This is a genomic window from Pectobacterium sp. PL64, assembly GCF_022477975.1.
Taxonomy (GTDB): domain Bacteria; phylum Pseudomonadota; class Gammaproteobacteria; order Enterobacterales; family Enterobacteriaceae; genus Pectobacterium; species Pectobacterium jejuense.
Map to the genome: position 1 here is coordinate 2,537,618 of NZ_CP092070.1, position 23,527 is coordinate 2,561,144.

At 50.7% G+C, this 23,527-nt stretch carries 25 protein-coding genes; 10 read left to right on the forward strand and 15 right to left on the reverse strand.

Features of this window, described 5'->3' with window-relative positions:
* Positions 1-14: 14 nt before the first annotated feature.
* The 12 genes from holB to yceD form a co-directional block, all read right to left on the reverse strand.
* Entirely contained in the window at positions 15-1,025 is a 1,011-nt protein-coding gene (holB, locus tag HP572_RS11280) for a DNA polymerase III subunit delta' (protein WP_240583229.1), read from the reverse strand.
* On the reverse strand, positions 1,025-1,684 hold the full coding sequence (gene tmk, locus HP572_RS11285) for a dTMP kinase (protein ID WP_240583230.1): 660 nt from the start codon (positions 1,682-1,684) through the stop codon (positions 1,025-1,027). Before tmk ends, holB begins: the two co-directional genes overlap by 1 nt.
* Entirely contained in the window at positions 1,674-2,693 is a 1,020-nt protein-coding gene (mltG, locus tag HP572_RS11290) for an endolytic transglycosylase MltG (protein WP_240583231.1), read from the reverse strand. Before mltG ends, tmk begins: the two co-directional genes overlap by 11 nt.
* 14 nt (positions 2,694-2,707) lie before the next feature.
* Entirely contained in the window at positions 2,708-3,505 is a 798-nt protein-coding gene (pabC, locus tag HP572_RS11295; protein ID WP_240583232.1) for an aminodeoxychorismate lyase, read from the reverse strand.
* 127 nt (positions 3,506-3,632) lie between these two features.
* Positions 3,633-4,874 (reverse strand): beta-ketoacyl-ACP synthase II, encoded by a 1,242-nt coding sequence (gene fabF, locus HP572_RS11300; protein WP_205554590.1) that lies wholly within the window; start codon positions 4,872-4,874, stop codon positions 3,633-3,635.
* An 80-nt stretch (positions 4,875-4,954) separates the two neighbouring features.
* A complete protein-coding gene (acpP, locus tag HP572_RS11305) occupies positions 4,955-5,191 on the reverse strand; it encodes an acyl carrier protein (RefSeq protein ID WP_005970506.1) in 237 nt (78 codons plus the stop codon).
* Positions 5,192-5,345: 154 nt separating this feature from the next.
* Complete coding sequence (gene fabG / locus HP572_RS11310; protein WP_010276180.1) at positions 5,346-6,080, reverse strand: 3-oxoacyl-ACP reductase FabG; 735 nt, start codon at positions 6,078-6,080, stop codon at positions 5,346-5,348.
* A 14-nt stretch (positions 6,081-6,094) separates the two neighbouring features.
* A complete protein-coding gene (gene fabD, locus HP572_RS11315) occupies positions 6,095-7,024 on the reverse strand; it encodes an ACP S-malonyltransferase (protein WP_240583233.1) in 930 nt (309 codons plus the stop codon).
* A 17-nt stretch (positions 7,025-7,041) separates the two neighbouring features.
* Complete coding sequence (locus tag HP572_RS11320) at positions 7,042-7,995, reverse strand: beta-ketoacyl-ACP synthase III (protein WP_240583234.1); 954 nt, start codon at positions 7,993-7,995, stop codon at positions 7,042-7,044.
* 6 nt (positions 7,996-8,001) lie between these two features.
* Positions 8,002-9,048 carry a phosphate acyltransferase PlsX gene (gene plsX, locus HP572_RS11325; protein ID WP_039511822.1) on the reverse strand — a complete coding sequence of 349 codons (1,047 nt, stop codon included), beginning with the start codon at positions 9,046-9,048 and terminating at the stop codon, positions 8,002-8,004.
* A gap of 29 nt (positions 9,049-9,077) precedes the next feature.
* Positions 9,078-9,248, reverse strand: a complete 171-nt coding sequence (gene rpmF, locus HP572_RS11330; RefSeq protein WP_005970518.1) for a 50S ribosomal protein L32 — start codon at positions 9,246-9,248, stop codon at positions 9,078-9,080.
* Positions 9,249-9,264: 16 nt separating this feature from the next.
* Positions 9,265-9,786, reverse strand: coding sequence for a 23S rRNA accumulation protein YceD (yceD, locus tag HP572_RS11335; RefSeq protein WP_205554592.1), 522 nt, complete (start codon positions 9,784-9,786; stop codon positions 9,265-9,267).
* Positions 9,787-9,926: 140 nt separating this feature from the next.
* On the opposite strand from yceD, the gene HP572_RS11340 reads away from it, so the two are divergent.
* The gene (locus HP572_RS11340) at positions 9,927-10,511 is read left to right on the forward strand and encodes a nucleoside triphosphate pyrophosphatase (RefSeq protein WP_240583235.1); all 585 of its coding nucleotides are present in this window, start codon (positions 9,927-9,929) and stop codon (positions 10,509-10,511) included.
* A 77-nt stretch (positions 10,512-10,588) separates the two neighbouring features.
* On the opposite strand, the gene rluC is transcribed toward HP572_RS11340, so the two are convergent.
* Positions 10,589-11,545: a 23S rRNA pseudouridine(955/2504/2580) synthase RluC gene (gene rluC, locus HP572_RS11345; protein WP_010276147.1), complete on the reverse strand. Its 957-nt coding sequence runs from the start codon at positions 11,543-11,545 to the stop codon at positions 10,589-10,591.
* A gap of 592 nt (positions 11,546-12,137) precedes the next feature.
* Here rluC and rne point away from each other — a divergent pair.
* Entirely contained in the window at positions 12,138-15,482 is a 3,345-nt protein-coding gene (rne, locus tag HP572_RS11350) for a ribonuclease E (protein WP_240583236.1), read from the forward strand.
* A gap of 60 nt (positions 15,483-15,542) precedes the next feature.
* Here rne and HP572_RS11355 read toward each other — a convergent pair whose 3' ends face one another.
* Positions 15,543-15,830 (reverse strand): putative quinol monooxygenase, encoded by a 288-nt coding sequence (locus tag HP572_RS11355; protein WP_119888691.1) that lies wholly within the window; start codon positions 15,828-15,830, stop codon positions 15,543-15,545.
* Between the two features lie 184 nt (positions 15,831-16,014).
* On the opposite strand from HP572_RS11355, the gene pyrC reads away from it, so the two are divergent.
* The 6 genes from pyrC (at position 16,015) to HP572_RS11385 (ending at position 19,857) form a co-directional block, all read left to right on the forward strand.
* Complete coding sequence (pyrC, locus tag HP572_RS11360) at positions 16,015-17,058, forward strand: dihydroorotase (protein ID WP_205554596.1); 1,044 nt, start codon at positions 16,015-16,017, stop codon at positions 17,056-17,058.
* A 106-nt stretch (positions 17,059-17,164) separates the two neighbouring features.
* Positions 17,165-17,404, forward strand: coding sequence for a DNA damage-inducible protein I (gene dinI, locus HP572_RS11365; RefSeq protein WP_205554597.1), 240 nt, complete (start codon positions 17,165-17,167; stop codon positions 17,402-17,404).
* An 88-nt stretch (positions 17,405-17,492) separates the two neighbouring features.
* On the forward strand, positions 17,493-17,750 hold the full coding sequence (locus tag HP572_RS11370) for a hypothetical protein (protein ID WP_010297192.1): 258 nt from the start codon (positions 17,493-17,495) through the stop codon (positions 17,748-17,750).
* 234 nt (positions 17,751-17,984) lie between these two features.
* Positions 17,985-18,239: a biofilm formation regulator BssS gene (bssS, locus tag HP572_RS11375; RefSeq protein ID WP_010276127.1), complete on the forward strand. Its 255-nt coding sequence runs from the start codon at positions 17,985-17,987 to the stop codon at positions 18,237-18,239.
* A 458-nt stretch (positions 18,240-18,697) separates the two neighbouring features.
* Entirely contained in the window at positions 18,698-19,252 is a 555-nt protein-coding gene (locus HP572_RS11380) for a cytochrome b (protein ID WP_010276123.1), read from the forward strand.
* 29 nt (positions 19,253-19,281) lie between these two features.
* Positions 19,282-19,857 carry a YceI family protein gene (locus HP572_RS11385; RefSeq protein WP_205554674.1) on the forward strand — a complete coding sequence of 192 codons (576 nt, stop codon included), beginning with the start codon at positions 19,282-19,284 and terminating at the stop codon, positions 19,855-19,857.
* A gap of 73 nt (positions 19,858-19,930) precedes the next feature.
* Here the strand turns inward: HP572_RS11385 and HP572_RS11390 are convergent, their stop codons facing one another.
* Positions 19,931-20,998 (reverse strand): rhodanese-related sulfurtransferase, encoded by a 1,068-nt coding sequence (locus HP572_RS11390; RefSeq protein WP_240583237.1) that lies wholly within the window; start codon positions 20,996-20,998, stop codon positions 19,931-19,933.
* A 235-nt stretch (positions 20,999-21,233) separates the two neighbouring features.
* Between HP572_RS11390 and HP572_RS11395 the strand changes: the two genes are divergently transcribed.
* Together HP572_RS11395 and HP572_RS11400 are read left to right on the forward strand one after the other, a co-directional pair.
* Entirely contained in the window at positions 21,234-22,328 is a 1,095-nt protein-coding gene (locus HP572_RS11395) for an NADH:flavin oxidoreductase/NADH oxidase (protein ID WP_240583238.1), read from the forward strand.
* A 260-nt stretch (positions 22,329-22,588) separates the two neighbouring features.
* Entirely contained in the window at positions 22,589-23,509 is a 921-nt protein-coding gene (locus tag HP572_RS11400; protein WP_240583239.1) for a Kdo(2)-lipid IV(A) acyltransferase, read from the forward strand.
* The last annotated feature ends 18 nt before the right edge of the window (positions 23,510-23,527 follow it).

Consider the following 23,527-nt stretch of genomic DNA (forward strand, 5'->3'; position numbering starts at 1 on the left):
TTACTCGATAGTAATTAAACAGAAAAAGGATGGCTGTCGCGCTTAACCGATGAAGCAAGCGTGCGCTCTCCATCAAGCAGGCGTTCCGTCAGCAGCAGTTCACGGTTCACACCCGTGACGGTCAGCAATTTTTGCCGGCAGGCCAGCCACTGTTGCAGCTCATACTGCAAATGTGCGGAAGGTTCGCGCGCCAGACGCTCAACCAGTTCGATCTGATCCTGATTCACCCAATGCTCACTCGCCCCCTGCTGCCATTTCATGGCATCCAGCAGTAGCGCAGCCAACCAGTGAATACGAACATCAGCATCGTCATGATTCAGCTGTGATATCAATGAAAGTTGATCTCGCGAAGTCAGCGCGGCAGAAAACGCCTGACATAACGCGCTACGCTGTTTCCAACGCTCTGGCTGCAATAACGCCTCGGCAGCTAACGGCGCGCCCGATTGCAATCTCAATGCCGTGCGCAATGCCTTGCTGTCATGGCGATGGCGAGCATTCAGCCACAGCACGCTCTGCGTCTCATTTGGGACATCCAGATAGTGATACAAACAGCGGCTGCGTAACGTAGCCAACAGTCGGGCTGGTTCACGGCAGCCAAATAAAAAGAAGGTATTCTGCGGCGGTTCTTCCAGCGTTTTCAGCAGTGCATTGGCGGCAGCCTCTGTCAGTTGCTCAGCGGCAGCCAGCCAGATCACTTTTGCTCCGCCTTGTCGGGAGTGTTGATACACTTTTTCCACGACGTCACGCACTGGGTCGACGCCCAGGCTTTGCTTGCCTTTCTCTGGGCTCAGCACATGCCAGTCTGGATGCGTTCCTGCGGTCATCAGGTTACAAGAGTGACACTGGCCGCAGCTTTTCATCCCATCAGGCCGCTGGCAGATCAGCCAACGGCTCAGCGCATAAATCAGCGACTCATCGCCCATGCCCGGCAGCGCATGCAACAACACCGCATGATGCCCCCTGCCCGCCTGATATTGGCCGATAAGCTGTCGATAGGATGCATTCAGCCACGGATACCAATCCATCAGCTCTGCCCCTGTGCAACAGGCTGCAACCCTTGTTGCTGCAACCATTGCTGTAACGTCGCCTGGATATCCGCACTCACGGCATCAATAGACTGTGAGGCATCGATCGTCAGGATGCTGTCATCCTCAGCCGCCAGTTCCTGATAGCGGGAACGGGTGCGATCAAAGAAAGCCAGCGACTCCTGCTCAATCCGATCCAGCTCGCCGCGCTGGCGCGCGCGTTGTAAGCCAATGGCTGGCGGCAAATCAAGATAGAGCGTCAGGTCAGGCCGAAAATCGCCCAATACGGTATCGCGCAGTGAGCGCAGCAGTTGCTGATCGATTCCGCGTCCACCGCCCTGATAAGCCTGTGAAGAGAGATCGTGACGATCGCCGATGACCCAGCTTCCATTCGCCAGCGCCGGTTTGATTACGTTATCCACCAACTGAACTCTGGCCGCGTATAACATCAGGACTTCTGCTTTGTCGGTGACCTTCTCATCGGCTATGCCTTGCTTGATAAGCTCACGCAGCTTCTCCGCCAGCGGCGTACCACCCGGCTCTCGCGTGAACACCACGTCTTTCACACCATGTGACCGCAGCGTTTCCACGACGATATTGCGTGCGGTGGTCTTCCCCGCGCCTTCCAATCCTTCAATGACGATAAATTTACTGTTCATCCCGTTCCTTTAACGCTGAGCGGTATACCCTTACAGCACGATTATGGTCTGCAAGGTTAGTGGTAAAACTGTGTCCGCCTTTTCCATCCGCCACAAAATACAGGTATGACGTTTTGGCTGGGTGCGCAGCCGCATCCAATGAAGCTTTCCCCGGCATCGCGATTGGCGTCGGCGGCAAGCCGGAGATGACATACGTATTGTAAGGCGTCGGCGTGTCTAATGCTTTACGGGTTATCACGCCTTTATAGTCATCACCCATGCCATAAATCACGGTAGGGTCAGTCTGCAAGCGCATACCAAGCCGTAAGCGATTGACAAAAACGGAGGCGACCTGAGTACGTTCTTCATTGATCGCCGTTTCTTTTTCAATGATTGACGCCATCGTCAGCAACTCGTCCGGTGTTTTATACGGTAATCCTTCTTCGCGCCCTTTCCAGACCTCATCCACCGTTTTTTTCATGCGCTGATGCGCACGCTGCAACAGGGCGACATCACTCGTACCTGCCGTATATGAATACGTATCAGGATAAAACCAGCCTTCCGGGTTCGTCTTATCTTTGATTTCCAACTGAGTGGCAACGTCCTGTTCGGTTTTATCGGCCAGTGAATGCTTGATATAAGGTGCTTGTTGCAGCGTGACCAGCCACTCTTTCAAACGTGAACCTTCGACAAAGCGGATGGAAAATTGCGCTTCTTTTCCGCTGGACAGCAGCGCCAGCATCTCGCGCACGCTCATGCCCGAAGTAAAGCGATACGTACCCGCTTTGAATTTTGCCAATTCAGGTTCAAAGCGCAGCAGCCACGGAAAAAATGTGTCATCAGTGATAATTTTCTGATCGAGAAGCAGCGTTTCCAGCCCTTCTCTTCCCGTACCAGCCGGAAGCGTAAAGATAGTTTCCTTTTCGATAGCCAATGGAGAATCAGCAAAACGCTGCATTTTCTGCCACGCGACCAGTAATATCAGGACAGCGGCAGTGATAATCAGCAAACCAATTTTCTTTTTCTTCATAAATCAACCATCTACTAGCAGTCAGGACTTAGGAATTGATAAAGCTCTCGGGAGTGATAACGCCAAATGTGTGCCTGGTTCACAGGGACGATCGGCATTAATGCATTACAAACCAGCACTTCGTCCGTATCAGACAGTGCGGTCAAGGGTTCACTGACGATCTGTAGCTCGAAATCAGAATCTGCCAGCAAGGCAATAATATGCTGTCGAGCAACGCCATCCACGCCTGACTCGGATAAATCCGGCGTATAGACCCGATGCCCTTTACGCCAGAATAAATTCGCGGCACAGCATTCCACTAGCGCACCAGAGGTGTCAAGCACGAGGGTCTCATCGGCTGAGGTCTGGTCAAGATGCGCGCGAATCAGCACTTGTTCGAGCCGATTCAGATGCTTTATTCCCGCCAGCAGCGGATTTTTAGCGAGCGCCACCGGACTGAGATTCAGGCTAATACCCTGCTCACGCCAGCCGGCGTAGTGCGCAGGATAGCTTACCCGCATGACGACTCGGGTTGGCTGCGCGCAGCCTTGGGCACTATAGCCACGCCCACCGACACCCCGCGTTAGCATCACTTTCACTACGCCGTCCGCTCGCCCCAGCGCTGCCTGTTTCATTTCAGCGATCAGGCCTTCCCAATCAAGCGTCGGAAATAATAAGCGCGTAGCAGCCTGTTGCAGACGCGCGACGTGTCGATCAAGCCAGACAATCTCGCCCTCGCATACTCTGGCTGTCGTAAAACAGCCGTCACCATACTGTGTACCCCGATCGAGTACCGAAAGCTGTTCCTGTAACTGACCATTAATCCACAGCATATAAGCTCCGCATCATTCATCGTCGTCAGCTTGCCAGCAAAGCGGCGTTGCAGACAAGCAGGCATGTCTGATTTTACGCAGGCAAAAAAAAACCCGGAAACCGGGTTTTTTTAAAACGCTATCGCAATCAAACTTTACGGAAGATCAGAGAACCGTTGGTTCCACCGAAGCCGAAAGAGTTGCAGAGTACGTATTCTAGGTTGCTGACCTGACGCGCCTCATGCGGCACGAAATCCAGATCGCAGCCTTCATCTGGATTGTCCAGATTAAGCGTTGGCGGAACAGCCTGATCGCGCAGAGCAAGAATACTGAAAATAGACTCTACCGCGCCTGCCGCACCGAGCAAGTGACCCGTCATGGATTTGGTCGAGCTCACCAGCACATTGCTGGCGTCTGCACCAAATACGGATTTCACTGCCTGTGTTTCAGCTTTATCACCCGCAGGCGTAGAGGTGCCATGCGCGTTGATATAACCGATCTGGCTCGTTGACACGCCCGCGTCACGCAGCGCATTTTCCATCGCCAGCGCAGCACCAGAACCGTTCTCCGGCGGAGACGTCATATGATACGCGTCGCTGCTCATGCCAAATCCAACAATTTCTGCATAGATTTTCGCACCGCGCTTTTTCGCGTGTTCATACTCTTCCAGCACCATGAGGCCAGCACCGTCACCCAGTACAAAACCATCACGATCTTTATCCCACGGACGGCTTGCCGCCTGAGGATCGTCATTGCGCGTAGACAACGCACGGGCGGCACCGAATCCACCGACGCCCAATGGCGTACTGGCTTTTTCTGCACCACCGGCCAACATCACATCCGCATCGTTGTAAGCAATAATGCGAGCGGCCTGACCAATATTGTGCACGCCAGACGTACAGGCCGTAGCGATAGAGATGCTTGGGCCACGCAGTCCGTACATAATAGTCAAATGCCCAGCCACCATATTGACGATGGTTGACGGCACGAAGAACGGACTGATTTTACGCGGGCCACCGTTCACCAGCGCAGTATGGTTCTCTTCAATAAGACCCAGACCGCCGATGCCGGAACCAATCGCCGCACCGATACGCGGGGCGTTCTCTTCCGTTACTTCCAAACCGGAATCCTGCATGGCCTGAACGCCAGCAGCAACACCGTATTGAATAAAGGCATCCATTTTGCGAGCTTCTTTACGCGAAATGAATTCCTCAGAATTAAAATCCTTTACTAAGCCAGCAAAACGCGTTGCGTAGGCACTAGTATCGAAATGGTCGATCAGGCTGATACCACTCTGACCGGCAAGAAGAGCACTCCAGGTAGACTCAACTGTATTGCCGACAGGAGATAACATGCCCAGTCCGGTCACAACTACTCGACGCTTAGACACGCTTATCCTCCAGGGAGGGAAAAAAGACACTGCGGGACAAAAAAACTTAGGCGGTCGAATGACCGCCTAGATATGTTCGCTTACTGCTGGTTAGCCTGAATGAAATCAATGGCTGCTTGAACAGTCGTGATTTTTTCAGCTTCTTCGTCTGGAATCTCAGTATCAAATTCTTCTTCCAGAGCCATTACCAGCTCAACAGTGTCAAGAGAATCAGCGCCGAGGTCGTCAACGAAAGAAGCATTGTTTACGACTTCTTCCTGCTTAACACCAAGCTGTTCAACGATGATTTTCTTAACGCGTTCTTCGATAGTGCTCATACTCTTAAATTTCCTATCAAAACTCGCTTTCGCGATGGTTTTCGTAGTGTATAAAATGTTTGAAAAGATGCAACAAAATCTCGGCTGGTCGAACCACGATTTTGTGCTATTTTGCGGTTATCACCGCAAATAATGCAAATAGTTTTCGAGCTTTTTAGATCATATACATGCCGCCATTGACATGCAATGTTTCGCCAGTAATGTAAGCAGCTTCATCAGAGGCTAAAAATACAACAGCACTGGCGATTTCTTTAGCATCACCGAGTCGGTTAGCTGGAACCGACGTCAAAATGCCTGCTCGCTGTTCTTCTGTCAATGCCTGAGTCATATCTGTTTCGATAAAACCAGGCGCGACAACGTTGACCGTAATACCACGAGAAGCCACTTCACGCGCGAGGGATTTACTGAAACCAATCAGTCCCGCCTTCGCTGCCGCGTAGTTAGCTTGTCCTGCATTGCCCATCGTTCCCACAACGGAACCGATGGTAATGATCCGGCCAAAACGTTTCTTCATCATGGCACGCATCACTGCTTTAGACATGCGGAATACCGACGTTAAATTGGTATCCAGAATATCGTGCCACTCATCATCTTTCATACGCATCAGCAGGTTATCACGGGTGATACCCGCGTTATTGATAAGAATATCAATTTCCCCGAATTCTGCGCGAATTTCTGCTAATACGCTTTCTACTGATGCTGCATCGGCAACGTTCAGCATATAACCTTTACCGTTCTCACCCAGCCAGCCGCTAATAGCTTCAGCACCTTTTTCGCTGGTTGCGGTACCAATGACTTTTGCCCCGCGGGCAACCAACGTCTCGGCGATGGCACGCCCAATACCACGGCTTGCACCGGTAACCAGTGCAATTTTCCCCTCAAAACTCATTGTTTTCTCCGTTCTTATTTCTCAATCGCCGCTGATAGAGAAGCAGGATCGTTCACCGCAGCTGCTGTCAGGGTATCGACGATTCGTTTGGTTAAGCCAGTCAATACTTTACCCGGCCCGACTTCTAACAGCGACTCAATGCCCTGAGAAGCCATAAATTCAACACAGTCAGTCCAGCGTACCGGGCAATGAAGCTGGCGCACCAGCGCATCGCGGATGGCTTCCGGCGTGGTTTCGATGCGTGCATCAACATTATTGACAACGGGGATGACCGGAGAATTAAACGTCACGGATTCCAGCGCAACAGCGAGTTTCTTCGCTGCTGGCTCCATCAGCGCACAGTGTGATGGCACGCTGACAGGCAGCGGCAGCGCACGTTTCGCACCCGCCGCTTTACACGCAGCACCAGCACGTTCAACGGCGTCTTTATTGCCCGCAATCACCACCTGACCCGGTGAATTGAAGTTTACCGGAGACACCACTTGCCCCTGCGCGGATTCTTCACACGCCTTGGCAATAGCCTCGTTATCAAGCCCGATAATGGCATACATCGCCCCCGTACCTTCTGGCACGGCTTCCTGCATTAGTTTGCCACGCAGTTCGACCAGACGGACAGCCTGTTGGAAATCCAGCACACCCGCGCAAACCAGTGCGGAATATTCACCGAGGCTATGACCAGACATCAGAGCAGGCGTTTTTCCCTCCTGCTGCTGCCAGACACGCCAGATAGCAACAGAAGCGGTCAGTAATGCAGGCTGCGTCTGCCAGGTTTTATTCAACTCTTCAGCCGGCCCTTGTTGGGTAAGCTGCCACAAGTCATAACCTAACGCTTCAGAAGCCTGAGCAAACGTTTCGGTGACGATCGGGTATTCTGCTGCAAGTTCAGCTAACATCCCTACCGTCTGCGATCCCTGACCGGGAAACACCATTGCAAATTGCGTCATATCACAATCCTGTTTAATTAAAAACGAACCAGCGCGGAACCCCAGGTAAAACCGCCACCGAAAGCTTCAAGCAGCACCAGTTGCCCTGCTTTAATACGCCCATCGCGTACCGCTTCATCCAGCGCTGAAGGCACAGAGGCTGCGGAGGTATTACCATGACGATCCAGCGTCACAACCACCTTATCCATCCCCATACCCAGCTTTTTCGCCGTGGCGCTGATGATGCGCAGGTTAGCCTGATGAGGCACCAGCCAGTCTAATTCACTTTTATCCAGTTGAGCCGCTTGCAGCGTTTCTTCAACGATATGTGCCAGTTCAGTCACTGCCACTTTAAAGACTTCATTACCCGCCATCGTCAGGTAAGCCGGCGTATCCGCGTGGTTACGATCTTGATGCGGCAACGTCAGCAGCTCGCCATAGCGGCCATCGGCATGCAGATGGGTAGAAAGAATACCCGGTTGCTCTGACGGCGTTAACAGTACAGCGCCCGCACCATCACCGAACAGAATCAGCGTGCCGCGATCTTCAGGATCCAATGTGCGAGACAACGTATCAGAACCGATCACCAGTGCATATTTCACCGCACCACTTTTAACATATTGATCGGCAACGCTCAGCGCATAGGTAAAACCTGCACACGCAGCGGCCAGATCGAAGGCAATCGTATCTTTGATCCCTAGCAGTTGCTGAACCTGACAGGCAGAGCTAGGGAAAGCATGGCTTGATGATGTTGTAGCAACAATCAGAAGACCGACTTCAGAAGGATCGACATTCGCCATTTCCAGCGCTTTCTGCGCGGCACGGTATCCCATGGTCGCCACGTTTTCATCCGGCGCGGCAATACGGCGCTCACGGATTCCAGTACGTGTGACGATCCATTCGTCCGTCGTTTCCACCATCTTTTCTAAATCAGCGTTCGTCCTGATTTCTTCAGGCAGGTAGCTGCCCGTTCCGATTATTTTTGTATACATGTACGCTTAGTCACTCTTGGGTAATACCGCTTCTAGACGAGCGGCAATCCGTTCGGGAAGCTGCCGCCGTACCGTCTGCATTGCCTGTTCAATAGCAACAGCAAACGCTCTCTGGTTTGCTGCACCATGGCTTTTGATTACAGTTCCCCGTAATCCTAGCAGGCATGCGCCATTATATTGATCGGGATTCAAATGACCGAAACGCTTTGATAAGCGTTTTTGTAACAAACGCCCTAGCCATTTCAACCACCAGGATCGCTTTTGTTTTTGCCCAGGGCCTGAAGCTGGAGATTTCAGCAGTGACAGGAACATCCTTACCACGCCTTCCACCGTTTTCAGTGTGACATTCCCCACAAAGCCGTCACAGACCATCACATCCGTTTTCCCAGTCAGCAAATCGTTGCCTTCCAGATAACCGATGTAATTTATTGATGGTGCTTCTTTTAGCTGTGCCGCTGCTTCACGGATAGTGCTCAGCCCTTTGCTTTCTTCTTCACCGATATTCAACAACGCGACCCGAGGATTTGTCAGTTCCAGCACTTCTTCTGCCATCACTGAGCCCATCACGGCAAACTGAACCAGCATCGTGCTGTCACAGTCAACATTCGCCCCCAGATCCAACACAACTGTTTTTCCGTGTTGCTGGTGAGGTAATACTGATACCAACGCAGGTCGCTCAATGCCTTCCAGTGGCTTAATCAGGAGCTTGGCTAGCCCCATCAGCGCCCCCGTGTTGCCAGCGCTCACACAGGCCTGTGCCCTACCGTCTTTAATCAACTCAAGCGCTATGCGCATTGAGGTACCACGGCTCGCACGAATAGCCTGCGATGGCCTCGCATCACTAGCAATAACCGACTCCGCCGGAACAATCTCTAAGCGGGAAAGTAAATCAGAATCGACTTTGGCAAGTAATGGCGTTATTGCAGCAGGATCGCCGACTAATAACAAATTGAGAGCTGGATTAGAAGCCAGTGCCTGCAATGCAGCAGGCACTGTTACGCAGGGACCAAAATCCCCGCCCATCGCATCTAACGCCAGAGTTAGGCGTGTCAAGGTATTGCCTTGCAAATAATTCGCAAGAATTACTTAGCAATGACCTTGCGACCGCGGTAGTAACCATCCGCAGTGATGTGGTGACGCAGGTGAGTTTCGCCAGAAACTTTATCTACGGATACAGAAGCGGTAGTCAGCGCATCATGTGAACGACGCATACCACGTTTGGAACGGCTAGGTTTGTTTTGTTGTACGGCCATGGACCTTACTCCTTAATTACTTACGCTTTAAACTGGCTAATACGGCAAACGGATTTGGTTTTTCCGCCTCTGCAGGCAGTTGACCAAACACCATGTCCGCTTCGGACACTTCACAGTGTTCAGAATCATGCACCGGGGCGATAGGCAACATCAGAATAATTTCATCTTCAATCATTGCCAGCAGATCGACTTCGCCAAACTCATCAACGCCGATCGGCTCATACGCTTCCGGTAACGCTTCGGCCTGCTCATCATTGACGACCGGGCTAAAACAGAATGTCGCATGGACTTGATGTTCAAACGGCTTTCCGCAACGTTGACACATCAGTGTGACCGCAACGTCAGCGTTACCGTCAATCACTGCCAGACGCTGATTATCAATATTGAAAGATAAAGAGGCCTGAACATCACTATCCACACTCACCACTGATTCGGCGACACGCGCTACTTGTTCAGCTGAATAGACACCAACGTAATCTAAACGCTTCTGAGCAGTGCGGACCGCATCAAGGGTTAAGGGTAATTTTACCTTTTGCATAGGGCGCGCATATTAACGTCGTAACGACATAGAGTCAAAGAAAAAGGCAGTGATGCACCACCTTTCACCAATATTCGCTTCCAGAGCGGCGCACAGTTTAAAATGCCTTTCATCATTACGCTACGGTTTATCAAAAAATTATGCAGCAGATCATTCTCGCCTCAACCTCACCTTATCGCCGGGCCTTGTTGGAAAAGCTGGCGATCCCCTTTGTTTGCGCATCGCCAGACATCGATGAAACGCCTCGCCCCGGCGAAAGCGCTGTCGATCTTGTGATCCGTCTTGCTGAAAGCAAAGCGCGAGCGCTGGCCGCGCACTACCCCAATCACCTGATTATCGGTTCCGATCAGGTTTGTGTTCTGGAGAACGTCATAACAGGAAAACCACATAATAAGGTTAACGCAACACGCCAGTTACAGCAGGCCAGCGGAAAGTGCGTTTCCTTCTTTACGGGTTTGGCGCTCTTCAATAGTGCCACTCAGGAAATGCAGAGCCTCGCAGAGCCATTTGACGTGCATTTCCGTACGCTAACGGAAGCGGAAATTGACGGTTATCTGGAGAAAGAGCAGCCGTGGAACTGCGCGGGCAGCTTTAAAAGCGAAGGATTGGGCATTACCCTCTTTGAACGACTATCCGGGCGCGATCCGAATACGCTCATTGGATTGCCATTAATCGCGCTAACGCAGATGCTACAAAAGGAAGGCGTGAATCCGCTGACAATGTAAATTGACGATATAAAGTAAATCGGGATAGCCCGATGAAGCGGCTATCCCGACAGATAAAAGCATGTAGGTCTATGTGGTTATGCTTTTGTCTTGCGCAGCACCTGCAGACAGCGACGGAGTCCGCTATCCAATGGTGCCTCGACTCTCAGTGTCTCACCCGTGTTCGGATGTTCAAAACGTAGCGCCTGCGCATGCAGGAAGAGTCGTTTTAAGCCCGTGTCCGCGAGTTGCTGATCGAATTCACGATCGCCGTAACGGTCATCGAACGCTATCGGATGCCCAGCATGTTGGGCGTGCACACGAATTTGATGCGTACGCCCGGTAACAGGGCTCGCCCGCACCAGCGTCGCGTGTTCAAAACGCTCTTCTATTTTAAAACGCGTTTCTGACGGTTTACCGTCGCTGTTTACCCGTACGATGCGCTCACCGCTTTGCAGGATATTTTTCAACAGCGGTGCCTGAACAACCTTGCAGTGAGACTGCCACTGACCGCGAACCAGCGCCAGATAGTCTTTTTGCATGCCTTTCAGCCGCAACTGTTCATGCAGAGAACGTAAGGCCGAGCGTTTTTTGGCGACCAGCAAAACGCCCGAGGTATCGCGATCGAGGCGGTGTACTAACTCCAGAAAACGCGCTTCTGGGCGTAAAGCTCGCAGCCCTTCAATCACGCCGAAACTTAGGCCACTACCGCCATGCACAGCCGTACCCGAGGGCTTATTTAGCACCAACAGGTAGTCATCTTCATAAATAATGCACTCGGCCAACGCTGCCACTTTACCAAGACTGGCAGAAACAGGGGTTTCATCGCGTTCTGCCTGTCGAACAGGCGGAATACGGATGACATCACCATCGAGCAATTTATACTCAGGTTTGACCCGCTTCTTATTTATCCTTACCTCACCTTTTCGCAAGATACGGTAAACCATGCTTTTAGGCACACCCTTTAAGTGGGTATGCAAAAAATTATCGATGCGCTGCCCCGCTTCATCTGCGGAGATCGTCACAAATTGTACTGAAGGATTATCTGTTTTCATGATGCGCGATTCTAAATAGAGCAACCCGATAGCGCCACTTCTTTTTCTGTGCTTAACTGTGTGTCTGACTTATGAAGATATTGTTGCATTGTCGAGTAAGTGGACGGGTGAGTTGGGCTGTAGCATCAAACCCTGTCCGTTTTGGTGATAACAACAGAACTATCTTTATACAGACAGGCAAAGTCACCTTGCTATAACGGTATCAGCAGTGGAATAATGCTTTTGCGTTTCCCACGCGGATTTCCGATAAAACAAGGGGAAATTGCGAAATTATTAAATTTGCCTGATGACACACACGCAGCAATGGCGTAAGACGTAATGTGAAATCAAGCAGTTAGCGGGCTGCGGATTGCAGCTTGGCCGGCAAATGGAATCAGATCTGGCGACATAATTCAGAAGCTGTTCCCTCAGTAAATGCGCTGTTTTCCATCAGGAAACACAGGCTACCGAAACATGCGTCTCTATGCAGGCGACAACCGGGAGGTTGACGTCCCTGCGATAAGCCACGAGACCATCGGTTCACTCCGGTCATGCGGTTCTTTTGTCCGCAGCTCTATCAATAATGCAAGTAAAAATAACGAGTAAGTTGAAGATGAAAAGAATGTTAATTAACGCAACTCAGCAGGAAGAGTTGCGTGTTGCCTTGGTTGATGGTCAACGGCTGTATGACTTGGATATCGAAAGTCCGGGTCATGAGCAGAAGAAAGCAAATATCTACAAAGGTAAAATCACTCGTATCGAACCTAGTCTTGAAGCGGCTTTTGTTGATTACGGCGCTGAAAGACACGGTTTCCTCCCTCTTAAAGAAATCGCCCGCGAATACTTCCCTAGCAACTATTCTTCTCACGGTCGTCCTAACATCAAAGACGTGTTACGTGAAGGTCAGGAAGTCATTGTTCAGGTAGACAAAGAAGAGCGTGGCAATAAAGGCGCTGCACTGACCACCTTTATCAGTCTGGCAGGCAGCTATCTGGTCTTAATGCCAAATAACCCTCGTGCGGGCGGTATTTCACGCCGTATCGAAGGTGACGATCGTACCGAGCTCAAAGAAGCGTTGGGATCGTTGCAACTGCCCGATGGCATGGGGCTCATTGTTCGTACCGCTGGCGTGGGCAAATCCGCTGAAGCGCTGCAATGGGATTTGGCGTTCCGTCTGAAACACTGGGACGCGATCAAAAAAGCCGCCGAAGGTCGCCCTGCACCGTTCCTGATCCATCAGGAAAGTAACGTGATCGTCCGCGCCTTCCGCGACTATCTGCGTCCGGACATTGGCGAAATCCTGATCGACAACCCAAAAATTCTCGATCTGGCGAAAGAACATATTTCTGCGCTGGGTCGCCCTGATTTCAGCAGCAAAATCAAATTGTACAGTGGTGAAATTCCACTTTTCAGCCACTATCAGATCGAATCGCAAATCGAATCGGCTTTCCAGCGTGAAGTTCGCCTGCCGTCCGGCGGCTCTATCGTTATCGATACGACTGAAGCGCTGACAGCAATCGATATCAACTCCGCCCGTGCGACGCGCGGCGGTGATATTGAAGAAACAGCGTTCAATACCAACCTTGAAGCCGCAGACGAAATTGCTCGCCAGTTGCGCCTGCGTGACCTCGGTGGCCTGATCGTTATCGACTTCATCGATATGACCCCGGTTCGTCACCAGCGTGAAGTTGAAAACCGCCTGCGTGACTCTGTGCGTCAGGATCGTGCACGTATTCAGATCGGTCGGATTTCCCGCTTTGGCCTGCTGGAAATGTCGCGTCAGCGTCTGAGCCCTTCACTGGGTGAATCCAGTCACCACGTCTGCCCTCGCTGTAGCGGTACCGGTACGATTCGTGACAATGAATCACTTTCACTGTCTATTCTTCGTCTGATCGAAGAAGAAGCGCTGAAAGAAAACACCAAAGAAGTCCACGCGATTGTTCCAGTCCAGATTGCGTCTTATCTGCTGAACGAGAAGCGTGATGCCGTTAACGCCATTGAGAAACGTCAAGGCGGCGTGCGCGCGATCATCGTGCCACACGACGGTATGCAGACACCGCACTACTCCGTTGTTCGCGTCCGTAAAGGCGAAGAAAAACCGACGCTCAGCTACTTGCTGCCTCAGCGTTTGGAAACGGAAACGCAGCAGTTGCAAGACGAACAGACTATCGAGCGTAAACAGCCTGAACAACCCGCGTTAGCGACGTTTAGCATGGCTGAAATGCCAGAGGAAACCGCACCAGCGATTGCTAAAGCGGCACCTGCTGCAGCGAAACCTGCGGAAGTCGCTCAGCCGGGCCTCGTTAGCCGCTTGTTCAGCGCCTTAAAAAGCGTCTTTGCTTCCGAGCCTGCGGTAAAAGCAGCGGATAACGTTGACGATAAGAAGGCCGAAGAAGAGAAATCCACTGAAGGTCAGCGCCCTGAACGCCGGAACTCACGCCGTCAGGGTAATAATCGCCGCGATCGTGGCTCTCGTGACAATCGTGACAATCGTGACAATCGTGACAATCGTGAACAGCGTGATGAGCAGCGCCGTAATAAGCGACAAAACGAGGACGCGGTTACTGACACCCGCGCTGCGGAAAATGCGGAGAAGTCCAGCTCGGAAGAGCAACCGCGTCGTGAACCACGTGCTGAACGTCAGCGTCGTCGTCAAGACGATCGCCGTCAAGCTCCGGCTGAGGCAAAAGCACAGCCAGTTATTGATGATTCTGATGACAATGCCGCCGAGCAGGATAAACCGACTCAGGTTATGCCGCGTCGCCAACGCCGTCAGTTGACGCAGAAAGTACGCGTTCAGTCCGATGCTCAGCAAGATACCCTCTCAGATAGCACCGCACCCGTCGCGGCACCATCTGAGCAGGTTCAAGCTTACGTCAAGCCAAGCGATGCTGCGGTAGACAATAACGAGGTCGATAACGAGCAGAACGATGCAAATCGTGCCAATGGCGAGAATGGCGGTATGCCGCGTCGTTCACGTCGTTCTCCGCGTCACCTGCGTGTTAGCGGCCAGCGCCGTCGCCGTTATCGTGACGAGCGTTACCCGTCTCAGTCGCCAATGCAGTTGGAGTTTGCTGCCGCATCACCGGAAATGGCATCAGGAAAAGTGTGGGTTAGCTATCCGCTTGCACAGCCACAGCAGCCTGAAAGCCAACAGCAGGACGAGAACGTTGCAGCCATTGAAACACCGCTGTTACCTGCCGTTGTCGAAGCCGCAGTGACTGCACAAGCTGACACAGTGGAATCCAACACGGTTGAAAACGTTGCGATTACTGAAGCCGTGGTTCAGGAAGAAGCCGCTGTAACCGCTACAGCACAATCTGCCGACGTTATCCAGGATAGCAATGTAGTGGATGTCGAGGTGAGTACCGCAGGCGAAGAAACCGTCGTCGAGCCAGTTACCGAGAACACCGCTATCGATGATGCTATCGCTGCAGTTGCCGTGAATGCCGTTGAGGAAGCACCAGTTGCTGATACTGTGGCAACTCAGGTCACTGAAGAAACCGTTGACGCTGTTGCTTCTGAAAATACCGTGGCTGAAAACGTAGCTACCGAAGCGGTCGCAGAAGAGCAGCAGGCAGATAGCATCGCTGATTCAACTGAGAAAGCAGATCTGGCAGAACCAGTTTCTACCCCTGCGGTTTCCGCAGTACAGGAAGTCAGCCCGCCACAACGTCAGGATGAGCCGGTATCTGCTATCAGCGCACAACCGATTGTGGAAGCGCCTGTATCGAGCGTAGCAAAAGCAGCAAGCGTTGCTGAGCAACCGCGTTATAAGCTCCATGCGACAGCGCCAATGACTAAAGCGCCAGCGCCGGCATATCATGCGGAGCCTGCTCGACACAGTGATTGGGTTCGTCCTGCCTATCCGTTCTCCGGAAAAGGTTCGGCAGGTGGTCATGCCGCAGTTAACCAGTCAACTGCGCCAGCAACCAAGCCTACACCGGTCAGCGAGTAATTCTGGTTTCTATAGACAAAAACCCGCCAATTGGCGGGTTTTTTTATGCATAACGTTTTGTTAGCCTAGAAAATTCAATAGCTTGATATCTACACTATCTGTTTTGCCATCCAGCTCTGCCAGCAGATTTTTGAAGTGATCGCTCTGCTCATGTGATGCCAACGCATCGCGATCTTTCCAGCGTTCGAAAAACACAAACGAGCCGGATTTATCCACAACCTCATGCAGATCATACTGCACATTACCCGCTTCCTGTCGGCTAGGTGCCACCACGCGTTTCAGCGTTGCGGTAACGTCTGCAATGAACTCAGCTTTTGCCTGAATGGTAGCGACAATACGAATTTCCATATACATCCCTTATTTATCAATGAAAAGATAATGCTATCAAATGCCAATCCACGGTTAATTTCAAGCATTCATCAACAAACGGATGCATTCAAATGGCTTTGCGCTTATCCTTATCCCCCGCCGTATCAGTCCCAAAACCAACCGAAAGATGCTGTTTTTCTACTGACCGCCGGAGCGCAATTCCATGACCGCACAGCCCACTATTCTTAAAATCCGTCGCCCTGACGATTGGCACATTCACCTGCGTGACGATCGGATGCTGGAAACCGTTCTCCCCTATACCAGTCGTTTCTTTGGCCGTGCGATTGTTATGCCTAACCTGACACCGCCGATTACCAGCGTAGCCAGCGCGATAGCGTATCGTCAGCGTATTTTAGCCGCGATCCCGCAGGGTGATGATTTTCATCCGCTGATGACGTGCTACCTGACCGATGCGCTTGATGCCAACGAAGTCGTGAGTGGTTTTGAGCAAGGCGTCTTTACCGCCGCCAAACTCTATCCGGCCAATGCCACAACAAACTCCAGCCATGGGGTCACCAGCATCGCCAATATCTCCGGCATTCTGGAACAAATGCAGAAAATTGGCATGCCGTTACTCATCCACGGCGAAGTAACTGACTCTGCCGTAGATATTTTCGATCGGGAAGCACGCTTCATCGAAACGGTGCTGGAACCATTACGCCAGCAGTTCCCTGAGCTGAAAGTCGTCCTCGAGCACATTACGACGAAAGAAGCCGCGCAGTATGTTGTCGAAGGTAATGATTATCTCGGCGCAACCATTACACCGCAGCATCTGATGTTTAACCGTAATCATATGCTGGTTGGTGGCGTTCGCCCTCACCTGTATTGCCTGCCTATCTTAAAACGCAATACGCATCAGCAGGCGCTACGTGAAGCCGTCGCTAGCGGCTGTGACCGGCTTTTCCTCGGCACTGACTCCGCGCCGCATGCAAAACACAGAAAAGAGTCCAGCTGCGGCTGTGCCGGTGTATTCAATGCTCAGGCGGCATTAAGTACATACGCCACCGTTTTTGAAGAAATGAACGCGCTGGATAAACTCGAAGCATTCTGCTCCCTGAATGGCCCACGTTTTTATGGCCTGCCGGTGAACGACAGCTGGATTGAGCTGCATCGTGAAACAGTCACGTTCCCTGAAGAAATCGCGCTCGGCGACGAGTCGCTAATCCCCTTCCTGGCCGGACAAAGCCTCAACTGGTCAGTCCGTTAATCGACAAGCCCATCCGCATTGTGCCGATGGGCTAAATTTTATTGCGTGTCTTGTTCTCCACTTGCAATAACTGTATAAATAAACAGTTTAAAATTTGGAGGTCAGCATGCGCGTAGAAATCACTGTTGCAAAGACAACGCCTTTACCCGCCGGTGCAGTCGAAGCACTCAGGCATGAGCTAGAAAAGCGTATTCACAAAATTTATCCCGACACGCCCATTCAGGTTCGTTATGCGTCCGCAAATAACCTGACAGTCATGGGGGGTGGCAAAGAGGACAAAGATCGTATCTCTGAAATCTTGCAGGAAACGTGGGAAAGCGCCGACGACTGGTTTACTGCAGAGTAATCTAAAGCTTGAAAAATAACGAAGATATAGGCTGTAATGGCAGCTTAAAGCGGCATTTCGCCATGTGCTATGACCGAGGGTATCTGTTATGACGGTAGAAAAACCAGAAGAGGCAATGACATTTGGGGAACTGCTGGAGCTGATTGGCGAGCAACAACGCAAGATCGACGCTCTGGAACTTGCCTTTTCGTCCCTGGCATTCTGCCTTGATGAGAAAGCAAACAAGCTGATGATTCACAATCTGGCACTCGAATCTCAAAATGAGAATCGGGATCCAGCGATGAAGAAATACCTTGCCCGACTTGCTGCCGCATTGGAGAAAAATGCAGGATTTGGCGTAGAATAATGCTCTGCCGTCCCAGTTAACAACACCTTCGGGATGAAAATCTATTCGTCCCGATATTTCATCTGACACAACCCTTAGCCATACCTGCCTGTGTAATATTTTTTACGAAAAATCGAAAATATTTCCCATAAATTAAATAAGCAGCAGTATACTGATAATGTTCATTTAAAAAAAATGAACCACCTGAAGCCTCATTAGTCACTCATGTTAGTAACTAGTCAATAAGGGGTATTTATGGATAGAAAAAATGAAGTTATTCAGACACATCCTCTTGTAGGTTGGGACATCAGCACCGTTGACAGTTATGACGCCATGATGATCCGTTTGCACTATTTATCCACCTCGGACCAAGCACCAGATGAAGCACATGTCGACCGGACGCTTTGGCTAACAACCGATGTTGCAAGGCAACTGATACATATACTCGAAGCCGGTATTGCAAAAATCGAATCAACAGACTGTGACGCCAGTGATTATCGAAAACATTAGTAATTGATAACGTTATTAATTTTATATTCAATACCCATTAAGTTTCTTAAAAAATAACAACACCGCCAATAGAGCGGTGTTGTTATTTTAGGGCTATTCTCATTTCTTTTTATATCCGCCAATAAATTAAGTCGCGCCTATCTTTTTATACTATCACCGCCCTGATACTAATAATCACCCGCTACATCATTATTCAACGAATAGAGCCGCTTTCCAGTGCAATTAATTTATCTCACTGCCGTCTTTATTCATCTTTCGCCTGAAAACAGGCATTAGAAATATCTATTTCCAGCAAAGAACTTCCATAACCAAACTGAATAAATTATGAATTTAAATTCAAAAAAATTGTTCATGTTTATGATAATGTTACAATTTGAAAGTTTATATTGATTTTATGTTTCTTCCTGTTAAATTTCGCCGAATTGACTGCGTTACCGATCTGATAAGGAGTTATCACCATGCTTTGGCGTAATACCTCTTCTCGTTATGGCCATATCAGCATTCTTTTGCACTGGATTGCAGCGTTAACCGTTTATGGCATGTTCGCTTTAGGGCTGTGGATGGTCACATTAGGGTACTACAATATTTGGTATCACCGTGCCCCAGAGATTCACAAAGCCATTGGCGTGCTGTTCTTTGCCATCTTAATCTTTCGCGTGGTGTGGCGTTTTATCTCCCCACCGCCTCCGCCGTTGAAAAGCTACTCCACATTAACCCGCGTCAGCGCGACGCTGGCTCATATTGCGCTTTATGTCATTCTTTTCGCCATTCTCATTAGTGGATATCTCATTTCCACTGCCGAAGGGCATTCTATTTCAGTTTTTGGCTGGTTTTCTGTTCCGGCCATTGTCAGCGGCTTGACGGATCAGGCCGATATAGCAGGCGACGTGCATCTTTATCTTGCATGGGCGGTGGTTGCCTTATCAGCGCTGCACGGTTTAGCCGCATTAAAACACCACTTTATCGATGGTGATAACACGTTGAAACGGATGTTGGGTCGCAACGTTCCTTAACTTTCTGGATTTATGGAGAAATACCAATGCTGAAGAAAACACTACTGAGCCTGACCGCAGTATCCATGCTTGCCTCTGCCGGTTCTGCACTGGCGGCAGAATACAAGTTCGATAAAGAAGGCCAGCACGCGTTTATCGAATTCCGCATTAAACACCTCGGCTACAGCTGGCTTTACGGCAGCTTTAACGACTTCGATGGCGCCTTTACCTTTGATGAGAAAAACCCATCAGCGGATAAAGTGAATGTCACTATCAACACCAACAGCGTTGACACTAACCACGCTGAACGTGACAAGCACCTTCGCAGTGCAGAATTTTTAAACGTTACCAAGCATCCGCAGGCAACGTTTACGTCCACTGAAGTGAAGAAAGACGGTGAAGAGTACGATATTACCGGCAACCTGACCTTAAATGGCGTCACCAAGCCCGTTAAGCTGGATGCCAAACTCATCGGTCAGGGTGATGATCCGTGGGGTAACTATCGTGCAGGATTCCAAGCCGAAGGCACTATCAAGCTGAAAGATTTCGGCATTACGACCGATTTGGGTCCAGCTTCACAGGATGTAGAACTGATTATTGCCGTTGAAGGCGTTCGCCAGAAATAAGGCAGCACCACGCATCAACACGACACAGCCCTTTCCATTGGAAAGGGCTTTTTATTGCATGATGAGCCGTTCGCTATTCAGCCTTATCTTTCGCTGCTGGGGCAGGAATGTGCAACGTTGACTGCAATAATCCTTTGGATTTATTGAAAATCTTCATTCCATTCTCACGCCCGCTGCGTATCGCCCTTTGTTCTTCCAGCGGCAGCTTCATCTCATCCTGGCACTGCGTACTGCAACAGCCTTCGTATTTTGCGGCGCAGCTCGGACATTGGATAAACAGAAGATGGCACCCTTCATTACGGCAGTTAGTGTGGCTATCACACGACGCTCCGCACTGATGGCAATGCGCGATGACGTCATCAGAGATACGCTCTCCCATCCGTTCATCAAACACGAAATTCTTACCGATAAACTTCAGCGGCAAGCCTTGGGCTTTAGCCTGACGCGCATACTCAATAATGCCACCTTCGACGTGATACACGTTCTTAAAGCCGTGATGCAGCATGTAGGCACTGGCCTTTTCGCAGCGAATACCGCCCGTGCAGTACATGACAATATTTTTATCACGCGCCTCGTCCAGCATTTCAACCGCCATCGGTAGCTGCTCACGAAACGTATCCGACGGCACTTCCAGCGCATTCTCGAAATGCCCGACTTCGTATTCGTAATGATTACGCATATCGACAAATACGGTATCAGGATCGTCAGCCATCGCATTAACCTGATCGGCTTTCAGATATTGCCCGACATTCGCCGGGTTAAAGGTAGGGTCGTCAATGCCATCGGCGACAATCCGTTCGCGTACTTTCATACGCAATACCCAGAACGATTTCCCGTCATCTTCCAGAGCGATATTTAAGCGAATCTGATCGAGTGCCGTATGTGCACTGAACAATGCGGCTTTAAAGGCATCGAACTGATTATTAGGTACGCTGATTTGGGCGTTAATCCCTTCAGTAGCAATATAGATGCGTCCGAAGACCTTATATTGCTCAAGCTGAATATACAAACGATCGCGAAAGGCTTTTGGATCGTCAATCGTAAAATATTTATAGAAGGAAACTGTGGTACGCGGCTCGGTTTCCGCAAGCATACGCGCCTTCAGTTCCTCATTAGAAATTCGGTTATGTAACACTGGCATGGTGTACGTTCCTGTCTTCATTGAGGTTAGCGTGTGGCGTTCATCATCGAGCTATGGCTCGACATACTGAATCGCCCGGCATCATACCTGATAGCGCAGAGGCTGTCAGGGCATGAAATGAATAGCGCAACGAGAAAGAGTGATCTACCGTAAACCCATGACCTTACCGTAAACCAATAACCTCTGGGATTCATTTTCGCTTTCATGAAGTATCATCATCGAAGGATCTGTCATTATGAGCCAGCTTTTCTCCCCGGTCTCGCTGGGTAAACTCGAACTGCCCAACCGAATCATCATTGCCCCCATGTGTCAGTATTCAGCGGAGGACGGCAAGGCGACAGCCTGGCATACCATGCATTTAGGTAACCTGTCACATTCTGGCGCTGGGTTACTGATTATTGAGGCAACCGCAGTCTCACCAGAAGGGCGAATTTCACCGCACGACCTTGGTTTGTGGGATGACGCGACGGAGCAGGCTCTTGCTGGTGCGATTCACGCAGTCAAAACCTATTCTGCCATGCCTCTCGGCATACAGCTGGGGCACGCGGGTCGCAAAGCATCAACAGGCGTTCCGTGGAGCGGACGAGCATTTCTGCACCCAGACCAGGGCGGTTGGCAGACTATTGCACCATCAGCTATTCCTTATAATGCCAGTGATGCGACACCACAGGCCATGTCAGAATCGCAAATCCGTGCGCTAATTGACTCGTTCGTTGACTCTGCTAAACGTGCGGATCGTCTGGGCTTTGATCTGATAGAGATTCACGCTGCCCACGGCTATTTACTGCACCAGTTCCTCTCACCGCTGACAAACCAGCGCACGGACGGCTACGGCGGCTCGCTTCAAAATCGGATGCGTCTGGTCATTGAAATTTACCGTGCGATGCGCGACGTTTTCCCTGAACATAAAGCCGTCGGCGTACGAATTTCTGCAACAGATGGTGTGGAAGGCGGTTGGGATCTGGAACAGTCCGTACAGCTCAGCAAAGCGCTGCACGAATTGGGCTGTGATTTCATTCATGTATCCAGCGGCGGGCTATCGCCGTTACAACAGATTCATCCTGCGCCTAATTATCAGGTGCCTTATGCGCAGCGGATCAAGCAAGAGGTGGGTATTACGACCATCGCCGTTGGATTGATAACGGAACCAGAACAGGCTGAAGCGATCGTTGCAACCGGTGAGGCAGACGCTATCGGGCTGGCTCGCGCGATACTCTTCGATCCTCGCTGGCCGTGGCATGCGGCGGCCAGACTAGGCGCACAGGTCTCCGCCCCAGCACAGTACTGGCGTAGTGAACCACGCTACGCCAGAGGTATTTTCAAACAGTAACGGTGAATACGATGTGTCAGGCGATCCTATCTGGGTCGCCGCTTCCCCTTCTCACCACGCGGTATGCCAACAAAGGTTAAAACTCATTCCCTGAAGATGGTACGATCAAGTCCGCTTTTTGCATAAAAATCAGTCAATAACACGACGGTAATTTGTTTTATTGGCAAAGCACCGCAATAATCTATCTTGTAGTTGACCATTAACTCGTTTTTTTTAACGGTTCGCGTGCTGACCAGCACCAAAATATTGATACTGAGGCCATGACACAGATCCCTTCTTTTAATCGTTCATTACTACATCCGCGCTACTGGCTCACTTGGTTGGGCATCGGCATCCTGTACCTTATCGTTTTGCTTCCCTACCCCGTTATTTATCGTATCGGTACCGCGCTTGGCTATCTGGCTATGCGTCTGCTGCCAAAGCGCGTCAAGATCGCTGCCCGCAACCTTGAACTGTGTTTCCCTGACATGCCACAGGCTGAGCGTGATGTATTAATCAGGAAGAATTTCGAATCTGTCGGTATGGGCGTAGTTGAAACAGGTATGGCCTGGTTTTGGCCGAATTGGCGTATCGAGCGCTGGTTTACAGTGACAGGCGTTGAACACATCCTTCCTGAGAACGAGCGGGAGCAAGGAGTACTGCTCATCGGGCTGCATTTTTTAACATTGGAACTCGGTGCGCGCGTTTTTGGCATGTACAACCCGGGGATCGGCGTCTATCGTCCGAATGATAACAAGCTGATTGACTGGTTACAGACGTGGGGAAGAATGCGGTCCAATAAATCCATGCTGGACCGCAAAGATCTGAAAGGCATGATTCGCGCGCTCAAACAGGGCGACATTATCTGGTATGCCCCAGATCATGATTATGGCCCACGCAGTAGCGTATTCGCTCCTCTGTTTGCCGTAGAGAAAGCTGCGACAACCCGCGGTAGCTACATGTTGATAAAAACGGCACGCCCGGCAGTCATCCCTTTTGTACCTCGCCGACTGCCTGATGGCAAAGGCTATGAGCTTCTGATCCAGCCTGCGGAACAGGATGCACCTGTAGATAATGAAACTGTGACTGCCGCTTGGATGAACAACGTGGTTGAACGGAACATTCTGCTCGCACTGGATCAATACATGTGGCTGCATCGCCGTTTTAAAACGCGTCCGGAAGGCGAACCATCCCTTTATTAACGAATGCACTCCTGTAGC